Origin of the sequence: Caproiciproducens galactitolivorans (assembly GCF_029266045.1) — a bacterium.
In the GTDB taxonomy this organism is placed as follows: Bacteria; Bacillota; Clostridia; order Oscillospirales; family Acutalibacteraceae; genus Caproiciproducens; species Caproiciproducens galactitolivorans.
The window spans coordinates 1-16,336 of record NZ_JAJUFJ010000003.1 but is presented as its reverse complement, the minus strand read 5'-3'; the positions used below and the strand labels follow the sequence as shown (position 1 = coordinate 16,336).

Below are 16,336 nucleotides of genomic sequence, written 5' to 3'. Positions count from 1 at the left end.
TAATAATAGCGGATAACTGTTCGTATTAAAATATACAGTTTATAAAAATTTGACCAGTACAGTTCAAGGAGCAAAGCATGACATACGACTTTCTTCTTTTAGATAATCAATCCGATACGCCGCTGTATCAGCAGCTCTACCTTTCCATTCAGTCTGCCATTCATGCGGGACATCTGAAAAAAGGGGACCGGCTCCCTTCCATACGGAAACTGGCGGAAGATTTGAAGTTAAGCTGCACGACGGTCGAAACGGCCTATCAGCAGCTCAGCGTGGAAGGATACATTCAATCCCGCCCTCGGCGCGGATATTTCGTGCTGACCTCTGTCCGCGACGAAACCGCAAGACAGAAGTCCGTACAGATCAGCCCGAATCCGACCCGCCGCGCAAAAATCCGCTACAATTTCGGAAGCGACAGCGTAGATAGTGAAAACATTGACCTCAAAGCCTGGCGCCGCCATATCCGCGACGTGCTGAACCGACATGATGTCTTAGCTTCCTACGGCGAGCACCAGGGCGAGCAGGCGCTGCGCGAAGCCCTTTCGGCGTACAGCTATGGCGTGCGCGGCGTTGTCGCCGCCCCAGAGCAAATCGTCATCGGCGCGGGTACGCAGCCGCTGCTTTCCATTCTGTGCGGCCTGCTAGGCAAAACCAGCCGTCGCGTTGCGATGGAAGAGCCCGGCTTTTTACAGGCGGAACAGGTATTCGGCGATTGTGGCCTGACGGTTGTGCGTCTCCCCTCCGACGAGAGCGGGATCCGCATGGACGCACTAAAGGAAAGCGAAGCAAAAGTATTGTTTATCAGTCCGTCCAACCGGATTCAAACCGGGATGAGCCTTCCGATGAACCGACGCTACGAGTTGTTAAACTGGGTGCAGGAAACCGGAGCGATTATTATTGAGGACGACTACAACGGCGAACTGCGCTATAAGGCCAGACCCATCCCCGCTATGCAGGGCATGAACGGGGAGCAGATCGTCTATATTGGTTCGTTTTCCAAACTGCTTCTGCCCTCCGTCCGAATCGGATACATGGTGCTTCCCCCGAAGCTGTTGGAACGCTACCGCGCGCGGGCAAACCGCTACAATCAAACCGCTTCAAAAACCGAACAGCTCGCCCTGAGCAATTATATTAAAAGCGGGCAAATGGAGCGCCAACTTCGGCGGCTGCGCAAGCTTTACGCCGCAAAAAGCACGCAGCTGATAAAGGCCTTAAAAAACGCATTCGGAGACCGAATTGAAATCCTGCTGGAAGAAACCCTCCTTAGTGTAATCCTGACGGTAAAAACCGATAAAACCGCGGCGAAGCTGTGCGAGCTCGCGGAAAAACAGGGCGTTGCCATTATGCCGGCAAAGGGTTCCAGTTTTCCAAAGGTGATGCTCGGATTTGCGGGCATTCCCATTGATGACATTGAAGATGCGGTTGCGTACCTGAAAAGCGCATGGAAATTTGCCCTATAGCCATTGCAAATAGAAATCGAATCATGAAGGGATGTACTTTTGCAGCTCTGAATTGTTATTTCCTATTCGAAGGAGTAAAATAGAAAAAAATACCGACAAAAGGAGCATTAATGGATGAAAGCATATGAAAGATTATTAAAATATGTGACCTTTGACACGACCTCGGACGAGAATGCGCCGGAGGACCGCTGTCCCAGTACGGACAACCAAAAGCTGCTGGCAAAGGCGCTGGTGGAGGAAATGAAAGCCCTCGGCATCAGCGACGCCGAAATGGACAAGGACGGCTACGTTTACGGCACGCTCCCCGCCAACTGCGGCGAAAAAACGCCTGTAATCGGGCTGATTGCCCATATGGATACAAGCCCCTCCGCAAAGGGCGCGGATATCAACGCCCGGATTGTGAAAAATTACGACGGCGGCGACATTCTGCTCAATAAGGAACGCAATATTGTCCTTAGCCCGGCGGAGTTCGGAAGCCTTGTGGATTACAAAGGCAAGGACCTGATTGTGACGGACGGCACCACTCTTCTGGGCGCCGACGACAAGGCCGGTATTGCGGAAATCCTGACCGCCGTCGAACAGTTGCAAAACAGCGGAATAAAACATGGAAAAATCGCGGTTGCCTTTACGCCGGACGAGGAAATCGGGCGCGGGGCGGACAGGTTCGACGTAAAACGCTTCGGAGCGGATTTTGCCTATACGGTGGACGGCGGGAAGCTGGGCGAAATCGAGTACGAGAATTTTAACGCGGCGTCCGCCGTCGTAACGGTTAACGGCGTAAACATTCATCCGGGCGACGCGAAAAACCGGATGAAAAATGCACAGCTCATGGCGATAGAATTCAATTCCATGCTTCCGCCGAACGAAATTCCTTCCTGCACGGAAGGTTACGAAGGCTTCCATCACCTGTGCCACATGGAAGGCGACGAAGAAAAGGCAGTCCTCCACTATATAATCCGCGACCATGACATGGACAAATTCACCGAAAAGAAAGCCCGTTTCGAGAAAATCGCCGTGTACCTGAATGAAAAATACGGGAAAAATACGGTTGAACTGAACCTAAAGGATTCCTACTATAATATGAAGGAAAAAATCTCACTGCATATGCACATCATCGACCGGGTAAAGAAAGCCATGCGCGACGCGGGCGTGGAGCCGGAAATCGTGCCGATCCGGGGCGGAACGGATGGCGCGCGCCTGTCGTTTATGGGGCTGCCCTGTCCCAACCTTTCCACCGGCGGGCACAATTTCCACGGCCGTTTCGAGTACATCCCGGTACAGGCAATGGACAGCATGGTCGAAGTAATAATTAATATCTTGAAAGCATTTTGAATTTTTGTATCGCATTTTATTCAAAAATATGATATAGTAAAGTGATAAAGTGCAGTTGCTTTTTTCCCGAAGATTATTGAATTTTCATTGAAGCGCAAGGTACTTTATGGTATAATTTTGTTTTATAATATAGAAATGCTAAAGGGGACTATGGGATTATGATTTGTGTCAACCAATATCGCACGCATCTGTGCGGTGAAATCAGCGAGAATGACATTGGCCGCGAAGTACGCGTCGCAGGCTGGGTCGAAAATATCCGCGACCACGGCGGCGTAAAATTCGTCGATCTGCGTGACCATTACGGCATCGTTCAGATCGTCATCTACGACAATAATCTGCTGAATAATGTCACAAAAGAATCCACTGTTTCCGCCGCCGGTAAAGTCGTGCTGCGTGACCAGGATACCATTAATCCCAAAATAAAGACCGGTACTGTGGAAGTGAAGGTAACTTCGCTCACCGTTCTGGGCAAATCGCTTTCCAACCTGCCGTTTGAGGTGGAAATGTCGAAAGAAACCAAGGAGGATCTTCGCTTAAAGTACCGCTTCCTTGATTTGCGCAACCCGAAGGTGCACAAAAATATTGTTCTGCGTTCGCAGATTCTTTCCTTTCTGCGTAACAAGATGACGGAGCTGGGCTTTCTGGAAATCCAAACCCCGATTCTTTCCGCTTCATCTCCGGAAGGCGCGCGCGATTACCTGATTCCAAGCCGGAAGCACCCGGGCAAATTCTACGCGCTGCCGCAGGCTCCGCAAATTTTCAAGCAGCTTCTGATGGTATCCGGCTTTGACCGCTATTTCCAGATTGCGCCCTGCTTCCGGGACGAGGACGCCCGCGCGGACCGTTCTCCGGGCGAATTTTATCAGCTGGACTTCGAAATGGCCTTTGCCACGCAGGAGGATGTTTTCTCCGTTGCGGAGGAAGTTCTGAGCGAGACATTTTCGAAATTTTCCGATAAAACCGTATCCAAAGCGCCGTTTCCGCGCATTCCGTTCCAGGAAGCCATGCTGAAATACGGCACAGACAAACCGGATCTGCGCAATCCGCTGGAAATCATCGATATTTCCGATTTATTTGAAAACACGGACTTTGCCCCGTTTAAGGGCAAAACCGTCCGGGCAATCAACGTGCCGGACTGCGTTTCCCAGCCGAAGAGCTTCTTTGAGAACATGCTGAAATTTGCAACAGATATCGGCATGAAGGGGCTCGGCTACATCAGCGTAACCGGTGAAAACGAATATAAAGGCCCAATCAACAAATACCTGTCCGAGGAAGACCGTGCAGAGCTTATCCGCCGCGCAGGGCTAAAACCCGGTTGCGTCATTTTCTTTATTGCAGACGACCGCGAAAACGCGCCGAAGTTTGCCGGGCAAATCCGCACCGAGCTTGGTGAACGGCTGAACCGGATTGACAAGGATTCCTATCAGTTGTGCTTCATCGTTGACTTCCCCATGTATGAAATCGATGAGGAAACCGGCAATTATGTCTTCACCCACAACCCGTTTTCCATGCCGCAGGGCGGTATGGACGCGCTTCTGAACAAAAAGCCGGAGGATATCCTTGCCTACCAGTACGACATTGTCTGCAACGGCGTTGAGCTTTCTTCCGGCGCAGTTCGCAACCACGACCTGGAAATCATGGTGAAAGCCTTTGAAATTGCCGGCTATACGGAAGAAGACATTAAAAATAAGTTCACTTCGCTTTATCACGCCTTCCAGTACGGCGCGCCGCCGCACGCGGGTATGGCGCCGGGCGTGGACCGCATGATTATGCTGCTTACCGGCGAGGAAAACATCCGCGAAGTTATCGCTTTCCCGATGAATTCTAACGCGCAGGACGTATTGATGGGCGCGCCGAACGAGGTAACCGAGCGGCAGCTGCGCGAAGTGCATATCCGCCTGAGAAAGTAAAGCCGAAGGAGGCATTTTTATGGTCACGCATGAAGACATCCTGAATATTGCAAATCTGGCGAAGCTTTCCGTCAGCCCCGAAGAATTAGACGAGCTTACAAAGGATATGAATGAGATTATCGGCTTTGCCAATACCATTAACGACGCCTGCCCGCAGGCAACCGATTTTGATAATATCAACGGCCTGTCCAATGCCTTCCGTGAGGATATTGTCGTTCCTTCTTATGACCGGGAGGAAATTCTTAAAAACGCGGAAAGCCAGGACGAGGGATATTTTCTGGTTAAAAAACGCATGTAGGAGGTACGGATGGAAAGTCGGATTAAAAAACTAAGCGAACAGATGGCTTCCGGGCAGATTAGCTGCCTAGAGCTTACAAAGGCCTACCTTGAGGCAATGGAAAAGGACAATCAAAAAATCAACGCCTACGTCCGCTTCACTCCGGAAACGGCACTTGAAACGGCAAAACGCGTCGACCGGAAAATTGCGTCCGGCGAACCCCTTCTCCCTTTGGAAGGGATTCCGATGACCCTCAAGGACAATATTTCCACAAAGGGAATCGAAACAACCTGTTGTTCCAAAATTCTGACCGGTTATGTGCCGATCTATGACGCGACGGTTTGGGAATTGCTGCAAAAGCAGAATGCCGTTCTGCTCGGCAAGACAAACATGGATGAGTTCGCCATGGGCTCTTCCTGTGAAACCTCCTGCTTCGGCGGCGCTTTGAATCCGCACGACACGTCCCGCGTCGCGGGTGGAAGCTCCGGCGGCGTCGCTTCGGCAGTCGGCGGCAATCTTGCCGTTTACGGGCTGGGTTCCGACACCGGCGGCTCCATCCGCCAGCCCGCCAGCTTCTGCGGGCTGACCGGCCTAAAGCCGACCTACGGCGCGGTTTCGCGCTACGGCCTGATCGCCTATGCGTCGAGCTTCGACCAGATCGGACCGATTACGCAGAACGTGGAAGACGCTGCCATCGTTTACGACACTATTTCGGTCTATGATGAAAAAGATTCCACTTCGCGCGGAAAAGTCAACGCGCCGGTCTGCGAAAGCCTAAAAAACAGCATCAAGGGCAGAAAAATCGGCATTGCGAAGGAATATTTCAACGGCATCCGAGACGACGTGAACAGCGCGATACAAAACGCAATTAAGGTTTTCGAATCGCTGGGGGCACAGATTGTCTATTTTGATATGCCCTCTTTGAAATACAGCCTGCCGGTGTACTATATTCTGGCCTGTGCGGAGGCTTCCTCCAATCTGGGACGTTACGACGGCATTCGCTACGGCTACAAAACCGCCCATTACGCCGACCGCAACGAAATGGTGTGCAAAACACGCAACGAGGGCTTTGGAAAAGAAGTGAAGCGCCGGATTCTGCTCGGCACTTATGTGTTGAGCGCCGGGTATTACGACGCTTACTATAAAAAGGCGCAGAACCTGCGCGGCGAGCTGATCAAAGCGTTTGAAGACGCGTTCCAAAAATGTGATGTCATGCTGGCGCCCACCGTCCCCATGACCGCCTTTCCGCTGAATTTCACAGCGAAGGACGCAGTCGAAACCTATCAGACGGATATCTGCACCGTTCCAGTGAATATTGCCGGGCTCCCCGCTGTTTCCATTCCCTGCGGGTTTGACACTGCCGGGCTTCCGATCGGCATGCAACTGATCGGCAACCGCTTCTGCGAGGCAACCATCCTGAATGTCGCGCACCAGTATGAAATTGCCACAGACGGCCAGATGTTCCGCACGGCGGAAATGGGGGTTAAGCTATGACAAAGTATGAACTGGTCTGCGGACTGGAAACACATATTGAACTCGCTACCAAAACGAAAATTTTCTGTTCCTGCACCACCGAATTCGGCGGCGAGCCGAACACGCACTGCTGCCCCATCTGCATTGGGCTTCCCGGCACGCTGCCAAAGCTGAACAAACGGGTGGTGGAGTACGCAATTTTGGCCGGTCTTGCAACGAACTGCGAAATCAGCCGCATTTCCAAAATGGACCGTAAAAACTATGTCTACCCGGACTTGCCAAAAGCGTACCAAATTTCCCAGTACGACATGCCGCTGTGCAAAAACGGCTGGGTGGAACTGAGCAATGGCCGGAAAATCCGGCTGACAAGAATCCATATTGAAGAGGACGCCGGTAAGCTGGTCCATCAGCGCAGCAACACCTATGTGGATTACAACCGCGGCGGCGTGCCGCTGATTGAGATTGTTTCGGAGCCGGACATCCGCAGCATTGACGAAGCGAAGGAATACCTTGAAAAATTGCAGCTCATCATGCGTTTTATCGGCGTTTCCGACTGCAAAATGCAGGAAGGCTCCATGCGCTGCGACGTAAACATATCCGTACGCCCGGTGGGGTCGGAGGAATTCGGTACACGGACCGAAATCAAAAATATGAACTCTTTCGCCCACATGGCAAAAGCGATGGATTATGAAATAAACCGCCAGATTGACCTTTTGGAAAGCGGAGAACAAGTTGTGCAGGAAACGCGGCGCTATAACGAAGAGGAAGAAAGCACCGAAAGCATGCGCGGCAAAGAGGACGCGCATGACTACCGCTATTTCCGCGAGCCGGATCTGGTCACCATTCAGGTATCGGAGGAAATGATCAGCGAGCTTAAGAAAAAACTTCCCGAACTTCCGCAGCAAAAGGCGAAACGCTATATGGAAGAACTTGGGCTTCCGGAAGCCGACGCCCTGCTCTTGACGCAGTACCGCAGGATCTCCGAATATTTTGAAGCGGCCATAAAGGGCGTAAAGAATCCGAAAACCGTCGCAAACTGCATAATCGGCCAGATGTTCAGCCGTCTGGAAGGCGAAGGCGCGAAAGAAAACTTCTCGGTAAAGGTAACACCTGAAAATCTGAACGCTCTGGTACGCCTTTTGGATGAAGGAAAAATTCGGATGAACCTATTAAAGGCTACGCTTGAAAAAATGCTCGACACCGGAAAAAAACCTAGTGAACTGATCAGCGAAAGCGATATGGGCGGCTTGGATCCGGATGCGCTCAGAGCCGCCTGCGAACAAGCAATTTCCGCGAATCAAAACGCGGTATCCGATTACCTTGGCGGCAAAGAAAAAGCCCTGAAGGCCATTCTGGGCACCGTAATGAAGGCTACACGAGGAAAAGCAGATGCAATCGAAGCGGAGAAGCTTCTGGTCCAGCTTATTAAAAAATAAAACTGCCGCGCGGAATCATCCGCCGGCAGCCGGAAAGTTAAGAAATATAAGAGAACGGGGGCGCCGATTGCGGCGCCCCCGTTTTTCAATGCTTTACTGAATATAACTGATGTCGTCGGTGCAGCGTTCCTTGGGAGGCGCCGCGTGCTCCTTTGCGTAACCTACCGCAACGCTGCCATATGGGACATACCCCTCCGGCAGCTTCAGACGGCTAAGAATTTTGTCGCTCCGCAAAGCATCCAAAGCGGAACAGATATAGCACGTGCCAATCCCCAGCGCCTCGGCAGCAAGCATAATATTCATAATTGCACAGGCACAGTCCTCGCGCCCATACTTCGCCTCCTGCGGAGCGGAGAGCACAATGACCGTCGGCGCATGATAGAACGGGGAATCGTTTTCGTTTCCAGTAGCTGCGGCAGCGATTTCCGCAAGGAACTGCTTATTCTGAATAACGGTAAAATGCCTCGCTTGAAGCCCCCTTGCCGTTGGTGCATATTTTGCTGCATGCAGAATATCGGCCAGCTCTTCTTCTGAAACCTGTTCCGGCCGGTAGGAGCGGACAGAGCGCCGTTCGAGCAATGTTTCAATAACGCGGTTGTATGACATTTTCTATTTCCTCCTTTACTCGCGCGCATCCCCGGCGCGCTTTTCCAAGTTATAATTGTTACCATTATAGCGTAGCTGCTCTCTTTTCGCAATTACATTTTTTGAATATATTATAAAATCAGGAGTAAGCAAAAAAAAGCGCAGAGCGGTGTAAATTTCCGCCCTGCCAATGGAAAACAAGTTCAAAGGCGGGTGCAAATGCGCCCGCCTTTTGCTTGGTTATTCGTAACGCAGTGCTTCGATCGGATCGAGCTTCGCCGCCTTGCTTGCGGGGTAGTAGCCAAAAAATATGCCGATGCACATGGAGAAGCCCACGCTGATGATGATGACCGGTATGGAAATCTTTAAGGTGGCATGGAGCAGGTTCACGCCGATGGACGCTAACCCTATTCCTAAAAGCACGCCGATAATTCCACCGATTACACAAATGATAATCGATTCCACGATGAACTGCATTTTAATATAAATGCTTCGCGCGCCCAGCGCCTTGCGGGTACCGATTTCGCGCGTCCTTTCGGTTACGGAAACCAGCATGATATTCATTACGCCGATTCCGCCTACCAAAAGCGCAATCGCCGCGATCGCCGCAACAGCGACGGAAATGGTATTTAGTGTAGAGGTAGCTTGTTCCAAATAACTTTCCATATTCTGAATCTGGCAAGTGTATTTCTCATTGTTGGCATAAAGCCCGTCAAAGTACTTCTGCACGGTATCCGCGAATACGGCTGTGTCGACGGTCGGCTTCGATTTTACCATAAAGTACTGGAAATTCTTATTTTCCGCCGTCTGTTGCGCGACCGTAACGGGAATGTACAGCGTGGTGCTGATATCCTTATCCGAAGCGGTCTGCCCCCCTCCCTGAAAGGCGTTCTGCTCGTACTTGTACACGCCGACGATCGTATAGGAATCAACGCCGTCATCCTTGTAGATATTGATTTCCTTTCCTAGTGGGTCCGTTTTATCCTTGAAGATATTGTGTACCAGCTTATCCGATACAACCGCCGCCTTGCGCATGGCATTGACGTCCTTCGCCTTCAGAAAGCGACCCTTGAGCATTTTTATATTACTAATTTCCTTGGTGCCTTCGTTTGCGCCCTCAATGCTTACATTTGCGTACAGCCGACCATCCTTTACCTTGCCGCTGCCCCCGCCGCACGTAACCGACAGCGCGCCGATCTGATCAGCGTACCGCTCCTGAAACCGCTCCAGCTGTTCCAGGGAGATTAAATCGTCATCGTCGATTTTTCCGCTCGGGCCCCTGCCATCCTGGTCGTCCCGCTCCGCCACGTTCACCATGATATTGTTGGCGCCCATGGACGAGAACGTATCCGACACGCTGGAAGTTACCGCATTTCCGATGGTAACGATGGCAATGACCGAGCCGATGCCGATGATGATGCCGAGCATGGTAAGCAACGCCCGGACTTTATTTGATTTTAATCCTGCAATCGCAAGAAGTATGTTTTCTTTCAGGAACATGAAGCTTCCACCTTTTCTTCCTGCTTCGGCTTATTGGAAACGTCGGATATGATCATCCCGTCCTTAATGGTTATAATCCGTTCTGTTTCGGAGGCCAAATCATTGTTGTGGGTAATCAGGACGATCGTCTTGCCGCCTTCTTTATGAACCTTATGCAGAAGATCCATGACCATGCGGCCGGTTGAAGAATCCAGCGCGCCGGTGGGTTCATCCGCCAGTATCATTGCCGGATCGTTTGCAAGCGCCCTTGCGATGGCCACCCTCTGCTTCTGTCCGCCGGACAGCTCATTGGGCTTATGGTGGATTCTCTCCTTCATTCCGACCAGATCGAGCAGCTCTTTAGCGCGCCTTGTGCGCATCTTTCTGTCCACGCCCGCATACAGCATCGGCAGCTCCACGTTTTTCAATGCGCTGCTGCGGGGAATCAGGTTATAGGTCTGAAACACAAACCCGATTTTCCGATTGCGAACGTCGGACATTTCATTGTCCGACATTTGTGCAACCGGAATACCGTCCAGCACATATTCCCCCGAAGTGGGGCGATCCAGCACACCGATCATATTCATCAGGGTGCTTTTACCGGAACCGGAAGCGCCGACGATCGATACGAAATCCCCTTCGTTTACCGTCAAGCTGATATCCTTAATAATATGCAGCTCGTTCGGTGTCCCGATGTAAAAATTTTTTACGATGTGCTGCATATCAATAATTACTTTACCGCTCATACCTCAGCCCCCTTTACAGGTTTAGAGGGGAACCGGCTTTTATATTATCCGGATTGCTGACAACCTGCACCCCGTCTTTGACGCCGGGACCGGAAATTTCAATGGAAATATCGTTGGCAAGCCCGGTTTTAACCGGCAGCTCCTTGGCTACGTAAACGTCCTTTTCCTTTACCGCTGTGTATACGAACGCGCTGCCGTCTTCCTTGTACTGTACAGCATCGTAAGGAACGGTGTAAACATCGGTTCTTTCATTGATAATAATATTCATACGCGCCTTCATTCCAATTTTGATTTCCTTGCTTTTGTCAGTAATCGTAATCTCGGTCGAGAAAGTAACGTTGCTGGTTCCCTGTGTGCTGGCCGTTGCCGCAGGGGCGATTTTCGTTACGACGCCGGAAAAAACCTTATCTCCGGTGGAGTCTGTCTTAATATCCACTTTTTTGCCAACAGCAACCCTACCGATATCGAATTCCTTCACTTCCGCGATTACCTTTAAATTGTCTGTGTCGTCAATGGTAAACAGAGCGCCATTTGGCGTGGAGCCGACGGTTGCATTGGAAGCGGTAACGGTACCGTCCACAGGCGCCCTGATAATGGAATCCTGCAAGGTTTTCTGCTGCTTTTCCAAAGTAATTCGCTGGCTCTTGTCCTTTGATTTCGCCAACGTGGCTTCATATGTATTTTTCGCTGTCTGCAAATCCTGCTGCACCTTATTTTGTGTAGCTTTCAAGTTAACAACAGCTTTGTCATATGCATTCTGCGCATTTTGCAGCTTGATCTGTTCCTGATCCAGCGCCATTTTGGAAAGCTGCCCCTGATCATACATAAATTTATTGTAATTATAGCTATTCTGTGCTGCTTTCAGATCCTGCTGGGCGGCATCGACAGCCGATTTCGCATTAATCAGCTCGCTGTTCAGGTTGTTTTTGTACTGATAAAGGGCATTGTCATAATCCGCTTTTGCCTTTTCAAGAGTGAGCTTATTGGTCGCCTCCACGGAATCTGTACTAGATTTGGCGCTTTCCAATTCCTTATCCAGCGTAGAGGTATCCAAAATCGCCAGTACGTCACCGGCTTTCACCTTATCCCCTACCTCGACTTTTACTTCCTTTATCGGAAAGGTCAGCGTTGTATAAACATTTTTGGACGTTTTGCTTTTTACCGTTCCGGACACATTCACGGTATCCCGAAGGTTCCCTTTTTGCAGCACCGTCGTGCTGGTTTTCGCCAGCCCCATCTCTTTGCCGGCAGCCGGTTTATTCAGCGTAAAAAATCCCACTACAACAAGTATAAGAACGCCAAGTATAAGAAAACGTTTTTTCTTTTTAATTTTTTTGAAGTTCAATTTACCGAACAATTTACTGAAAATATTCAATTTCATCCCTAAAATACTCCTATTCAACGAACACCATTCTACTCATTAATGAAAGGATTGATATTCGTCGGGGTTATTGCGCAGGAAATCATATTTCAAATATGCGGCGTACAGATTATTCCTGTTTATATCCACCGTGATTTTCATTGTGGAAAGCTCCCGGTTAATATCGTCAACCTCCTGTTTGGTTGCGTATCCCTGCTGGTACTTGGACTGCGTCAGCTTGGCGTCAGCCTCTTTCTTCTGGTAATCCGCCAGCGAAGTCTGATACGTCAGGCTGGCCTGATATAAGGCGTCATACGAACGCTTTAACGCTTCCACTTTCCCTGTAAGCTCCGTGTCGGTCGCGTCGCTGCCGGAAAGGTCATTCAAATCATTGTCCTTTAAATCTCTCTTATAGCTTGCGTTATTGATTTTATTAAGGTTAATTTTGCTGTAGTCCGCCGCCTTAACGATCATCTTGTCATCGTCGTCCAAACCGAACATATGCCGAAGGCTCAGCAGGTTCTGGGCGCGGGTGTTGGTATCCGTTACCTGGCTGGTGGACGTATCTTTCAAGCTTTTTGCTATGTCTTCATACTCCTTCTGGGAGATATAGCCAAGTTCCAGCTTTTTTTCTGCAATGGCCAGTTCCTGCGCCTTGCTGTCATATGTATTGGCATTGGTAGCAGTTTTCAGCGCGTCATTGCAGCAGGTGAGGTATAGCAGCTGAGCGTTTAGCAGTTCTTCACTGGTTGGGTTTATCAGAAGATCCTCTATTTTGTCCAGCGATACGGTAACGGTTTCCGATTTTGTTTTTGCATACGCCGGAACCGTGATGGACAACACAAACGCAAACATGATAAGAAAACTGACGGCTTTTTTCATATTCGATACCCTTCCTTTCATGGATGAGATAAAAATTCGTGTTCAGTCCTTTTCCTGTAAAACAGTATGGCTACCCCACTCCTTTCACAAGAAATCACCTCTTTATGTCGTATTTTTCCTCCAGTGTATTGTAGTATAGCGCATTTATTTTTCAAAGTAAATAGGAAAGTAAACCATGGTTGAAAGTTAACAAAAAGTTAATTATTGACATTTGTTTACTTTAAGTCTATAATACGTAAGCAAATAAACACAACCGGCAGGTGAATATAGATGGATTCCGCAAACTTTAACGAGCTGATTGCCGCTTTATTAAGCATTGTTCCGCAGATTAACGAAACCTTCTTACGGCCGATCGAACAAAAGTCGCTGGGCAATCTTACCCCTACGCAGGTTCGCGCAATCCGCATTTTGGAGTCAAGGGAACTGCTCAGTATGACACAGCTTTCAACCGAAATGGATATTTCCAAGCAGCATATGACCAAAATCATCAATGCGTTGGTGGAGAAGGGGTATGTGGAACGGGTGGAAGATAAAACGAACCGCCGCCTTGTTCTCATCCAGCTAACTAAGTTCGGGCGCGTCCAAATACAAAAATCAACGCAGCAGGCGGTCGAGCTTCTCCGGTTACAGTTTAAGCAAATTTCCGAAGAAGACAAAGCCGCGCTGATAGAAGCTACGCAGACAATCAAAAGCATTGTGAAAAAAATTATGCCGGGAAAAGGGCAAACGCGAAATACGGAACCCCGTGTAGAAGCAAAAATATAGGTATAAAGGAAAGCGTCCGGATAACGGGCGCTTTTTCCATTTAACAACAAACGATATGAAATTACGAAGGAATATCCCTTGCAATGTTTTCAAGTATATCCAGAACCGTGAGCACCTGTTCGCGTCGGACATAGGGAGAAGGGACACCATTTTTTACGCACTCGATAAAATGGCTCAATTCCCTGTAATACCATCCGTCGGACAGGGCTTTCTTTCGGTCCGTTTGCACTTTATCCTCTGCAACCAGCACGAGCGGTTCGTGAGCTAACAAATATGCTGTAACCCGCGTTCCATCATAGATGACCATTGCGTTTTCAAAATAGACCCTCCATCGGGCTATGAAGGGAATATCCGCATGCAGCCATGCCGCTTCGGCGCAAACATTCCGGTCTTTATAGGAATACAGAAAGCGGCAATGCTCCGGATAATCTCTTCCCCTGCCGGCGCAGCTGGTATAGGAAAAAGCCTCCGGTTTTCCAAACAGGCTGACCATCAGGTCAAGATCATGAATATGCAGGTCAAACGGCAAAAGGCCGCTTTTTTCCCTGTCGAACAGCCATCCTCCCTGCGACCAGCGCGGGCAAGCCGAAAGGCGCTCAAACTGCGCGTCCAATGCCAAACCGTATACCCCGCTTTGCACCAGATTGCGCAATATCTCTGTTTCTTTCGTAAACTGCAGCACTTGTGCTACGTATAGCTGTACCCCCTTTTCCGAAGCAGTACGATACATTTCTTCCGCGTCCTTTTTTGAAAGGGCAAGCGGCTTTTCCGAGATAACGTGCTTTTTCAGTTCCAGCGCTTCCATGACCTGCTGTTTGTGCAGGAAAGTCGGCGTACAGATATCTACCAGGTCGATCGTTTCCTGCTGAACCATCTCGGAAATGGAGTCATACACCGGCAATCCCCACTCCTTCGCCCTCTCTTTTCCCCGGGAAGATTTCCCTACCACCGCAACAACCTGACAGTCATCCATAAGGGCATAATTGCTGCGATGTACGGCTCCCATATTGCCCGTACCTACAATTCCGATTCGTACCATGATGCATTCTCCTAACTGTGAAATTCGCATTTTATAAACGTATGCTTACGAAAGAGCGATCCAGTACCCTTGCGGAAACAGGATGTCCAGTCGAGGATTTATTGTTCTCAGCCGGATAAGGGAATCGTTCCTATAGTATATCGGTTCGAGAAAAAAGAAATTTACTCCCATACACATTTCAGTTTTGTACCGAAAAACCCGCCCCAAAAAAGGGCGGGTTTCCAGACTTCTGAAACAAATTTTGTTTTCTATACGGACTTATGGGCTTTTGTTTTTAACTGGGAAGTATCCCGATTTTGTTTTAACGTATGCAGTTTAGGGAACATCACGCCGAATAAAATCAAGGCGACTCCGGCCCACCGCACAAAACTGACCTGCTCGTGTAAAACGGTGGAAGACATAAATACAGCAACCGGAAGCTCCACAGCCCCTAAAATACCGGCCATACTCTCACCGATGTGCGGCACCCCGAAGGCATATAATAAAGGTGGAATAAAAGCCCCGAATGTTCCTAATAGGAAACCGAATAACATCAATTTCCCACCAAAAAAGCCCTGAAACAAAAAGCGCGGCGGAAAAACAATACAGAGAACGGTGAATGCTCCGGTTATCATCCAGGCGCTACGGTAAGCGGGATGGGCGTCCGGCACGGCTTTTCCGTTAAACAACACGAACAGGGTGTAAGTGACTGCCGAAAGAAGCCCCAACACGATCCCTGGCATGCTTAGGTGCGTTGAACCCTGTTCCAGTAATCCGGCAGCAAACACGGTTCCTCCAAGAAGAATCAGCAGCGTCAGTATCATGACGCGATTAGGCCGCTGACGCCTGGAAACCGCCTGAATTAGTGTAGTCATCCACGTAAACTGGAATAGTAGCACGACCGCCAGCGACGCTGAATTGTAGCGGAGTGATTGATAGTATACCAAACTGGTTGCAACGGTCGCCGTTCCGGCCAGCATAAGGAGCAGCCGATTTTTCCATGTTAAAGCCTTAGCAGAACCGCAGGATGTTGACAAGGCGCCCTTCCTGCGGCAATACCGTTCTTTCATTTTGATAAAAAATGCCAGCAGCCATGACAAGACGAAGCCCATGAACATTTGGGAGCCTACCACCTCGCCGAGGTGATACCCTTCTCCATAGGCCAGCACAACGATCGTTGATAAAATTCCATAACTCATTGCTCCTAAAAAAACTGAAACGTAATACTTCATTCATTTCCCTCCTGATTTATGTAAAAAGCTTTCAATAGACAAAAAAATCCTAACTACCGATAAAAGTATCCGTAGTTAGGAAGTTAAGGCTCCCTGTAGAAACCCCCGCCCTACCAATTTGCGGGGTTATACGTGGAATTATTTTATTTTTTTACAGCACATATTTTATAATACCGAAAAAGCAAGTTTATGTCAACCCATCACGGGGTTTAAAAAAATTTCATGTATAAATTGATGCAAAACAAAAACATAGGGACATCCTTTCGGGCGTCCCTATCGCTATGTGTTGGCACCTTCCTATTGTCCCGGGCCGTTGCCAGCCAAGTATCTTCGGCATCGATGAGCTTAACTTCCGTGTTCGGAATGGGAACGGGTGGACCCTCA

At 49.4% G+C, this 16,336-nt stretch carries 14 protein-coding genes, 1 rRNA gene and 1 riboswitch; of the genes, 7 read left to right on the top strand and 8 right to left on the bottom strand.

Features of this window, described 5'->3' with window-relative positions:
- Positions 1–77: 77 nt before the first annotated feature.
- From pdxR to gatB, 6 genes are all read left to right on the top strand, one after another.
- Positions 78–1,457, top strand: coding sequence for a MocR-like pyridoxine biosynthesis transcription factor PdxR (pdxR, locus tag P9B68_RS03520; protein WP_135660641.1), 1,380 nt, complete (start codon positions 78–80; stop codon positions 1,455–1,457).
- A gap of 114 nt (positions 1,458–1,571) precedes the next feature.
- Positions 1,572–2,789: a peptidase T gene (gene pepT, locus P9B68_RS03515; RefSeq protein ID WP_277668461.1), complete on the top strand. Its 1,218-nt coding sequence runs from the start codon at positions 1,572–1,574 to the stop codon at positions 2,787–2,789.
- A 158-nt stretch (positions 2,790–2,947) separates the two neighbouring features.
- Positions 2,948–4,699: an aspartate--tRNA ligase gene (gene aspS / locus P9B68_RS03510; protein WP_277668460.1), complete on the top strand. Its 1,752-nt coding sequence runs from the start codon at positions 2,948–2,950 to the stop codon at positions 4,697–4,699.
- Between the two features lie 19 nt (positions 4,700–4,718).
- On the top strand, positions 4,719–4,997 hold the full coding sequence (gene gatC, locus P9B68_RS03505) for an Asp-tRNA(Asn)/Glu-tRNA(Gln) amidotransferase subunit GatC (RefSeq protein WP_135660647.1): 279 nt from the start codon (positions 4,719–4,721) through the stop codon (positions 4,995–4,997).
- 9 nt (positions 4,998–5,006) lie between these two features.
- A complete protein-coding gene (gatA, locus tag P9B68_RS03500; RefSeq protein WP_277668459.1) occupies positions 5,007–6,470 on the top strand; it encodes an Asp-tRNA(Asn)/Glu-tRNA(Gln) amidotransferase subunit GatA in 1,464 nt (487 codons plus the stop codon).
- On the top strand, positions 6,467–7,885 hold the full coding sequence (gatB, locus tag P9B68_RS03495; RefSeq protein WP_135660651.1) for an Asp-tRNA(Asn)/Glu-tRNA(Gln) amidotransferase subunit GatB: 1,419 nt from the start codon (positions 6,467–6,469) through the stop codon (positions 7,883–7,885). The genes gatA and gatB overlap by 4 nt, the downstream gene beginning before the upstream one ends.
- 93 nt (positions 7,886–7,978) lie before the next feature.
- On the opposite strand, the gene P9B68_RS03490 is transcribed toward gatB, so the two are convergent.
- The 5 genes from P9B68_RS03490 to P9B68_RS03470 all read right to left on the bottom strand — a co-directional run bounded on the left by P9B68_RS03490 (position 7,979) and on the right by P9B68_RS03470 (position 12,937).
- Positions 7,979–8,491, bottom strand: coding sequence for a nitroreductase family protein (locus tag P9B68_RS03490; RefSeq protein WP_135660653.1), 513 nt, complete (start codon positions 8,489–8,491; stop codon positions 7,979–7,981).
- 219 nt (positions 8,492–8,710) lie between these two features.
- Positions 8,711–9,970: an ABC transporter permease gene (locus tag P9B68_RS03485; RefSeq protein WP_135660655.1), complete on the bottom strand. Its 1,260-nt coding sequence runs from the start codon at positions 9,968–9,970 to the stop codon at positions 8,711–8,713.
- On the bottom strand, positions 9,961–10,695 hold the full coding sequence (locus tag P9B68_RS03480) for an ABC transporter ATP-binding protein (RefSeq protein WP_277668458.1): 735 nt from the start codon (positions 10,693–10,695) through the stop codon (positions 9,961–9,963). The genes P9B68_RS03485 and P9B68_RS03480 overlap by 10 nt, the downstream gene beginning before the upstream one ends.
- A gap of 13 nt (positions 10,696–10,708) precedes the next feature.
- Positions 10,709–12,076 carry an efflux RND transporter periplasmic adaptor subunit gene (locus P9B68_RS03475; RefSeq protein ID WP_135660659.1) on the bottom strand — a complete coding sequence of 456 codons (1,368 nt, stop codon included), beginning with the start codon at positions 12,074–12,076 and terminating at the stop codon, positions 10,709–10,711.
- A 39-nt stretch (positions 12,077–12,115) separates the two neighbouring features.
- Entirely contained in the window at positions 12,116–12,937 is an 822-nt protein-coding gene (locus tag P9B68_RS03470; RefSeq protein ID WP_277668457.1) for a hypothetical protein, read from the bottom strand.
- Positions 12,938–13,207: 270 nt separating this feature from the next.
- Between P9B68_RS03470 and P9B68_RS03465 the strand changes: the two genes are divergently transcribed.
- The gene (locus P9B68_RS03465; protein WP_135660664.1) at positions 13,208–13,702 is read left to right on the top strand and encodes a MarR family winged helix-turn-helix transcriptional regulator; all 495 of its coding nucleotides are present in this window, start codon (positions 13,208–13,210) and stop codon (positions 13,700–13,702) included.
- Positions 13,703–13,763: 61 nt separating this feature from the next.
- Here P9B68_RS03465 and P9B68_RS03460 read toward each other — a convergent pair whose 3' ends face one another.
- The 3 genes from P9B68_RS03460 to rrf all read right to left on the bottom strand — a co-directional run.
- Positions 13,764–14,741, bottom strand: coding sequence for a Gfo/Idh/MocA family protein (locus P9B68_RS03460; RefSeq protein WP_277668456.1), 978 nt, complete (start codon positions 14,739–14,741; stop codon positions 13,764–13,766).
- Positions 14,742–14,989: 248 nt separating this feature from the next.
- Complete coding sequence (locus P9B68_RS03455) at positions 14,990–15,952, bottom strand: EamA family transporter (RefSeq protein ID WP_277668455.1); 963 nt, start codon at positions 15,950–15,952, stop codon at positions 14,990–14,992.
- Positions 15,953–16,004: 52 nt separating this feature from the next.
- A riboswitch (purine riboswitch) is annotated at positions 16,005–16,106 on the bottom strand.
- A 130-nt stretch (positions 16,107–16,236) separates the two neighbouring features.
- Positions 16,237–16,336: ribosomal RNA gene (gene rrf, locus P9B68_RS03450) — 5S ribosomal RNA — on the bottom strand; the annotation flags it as partial.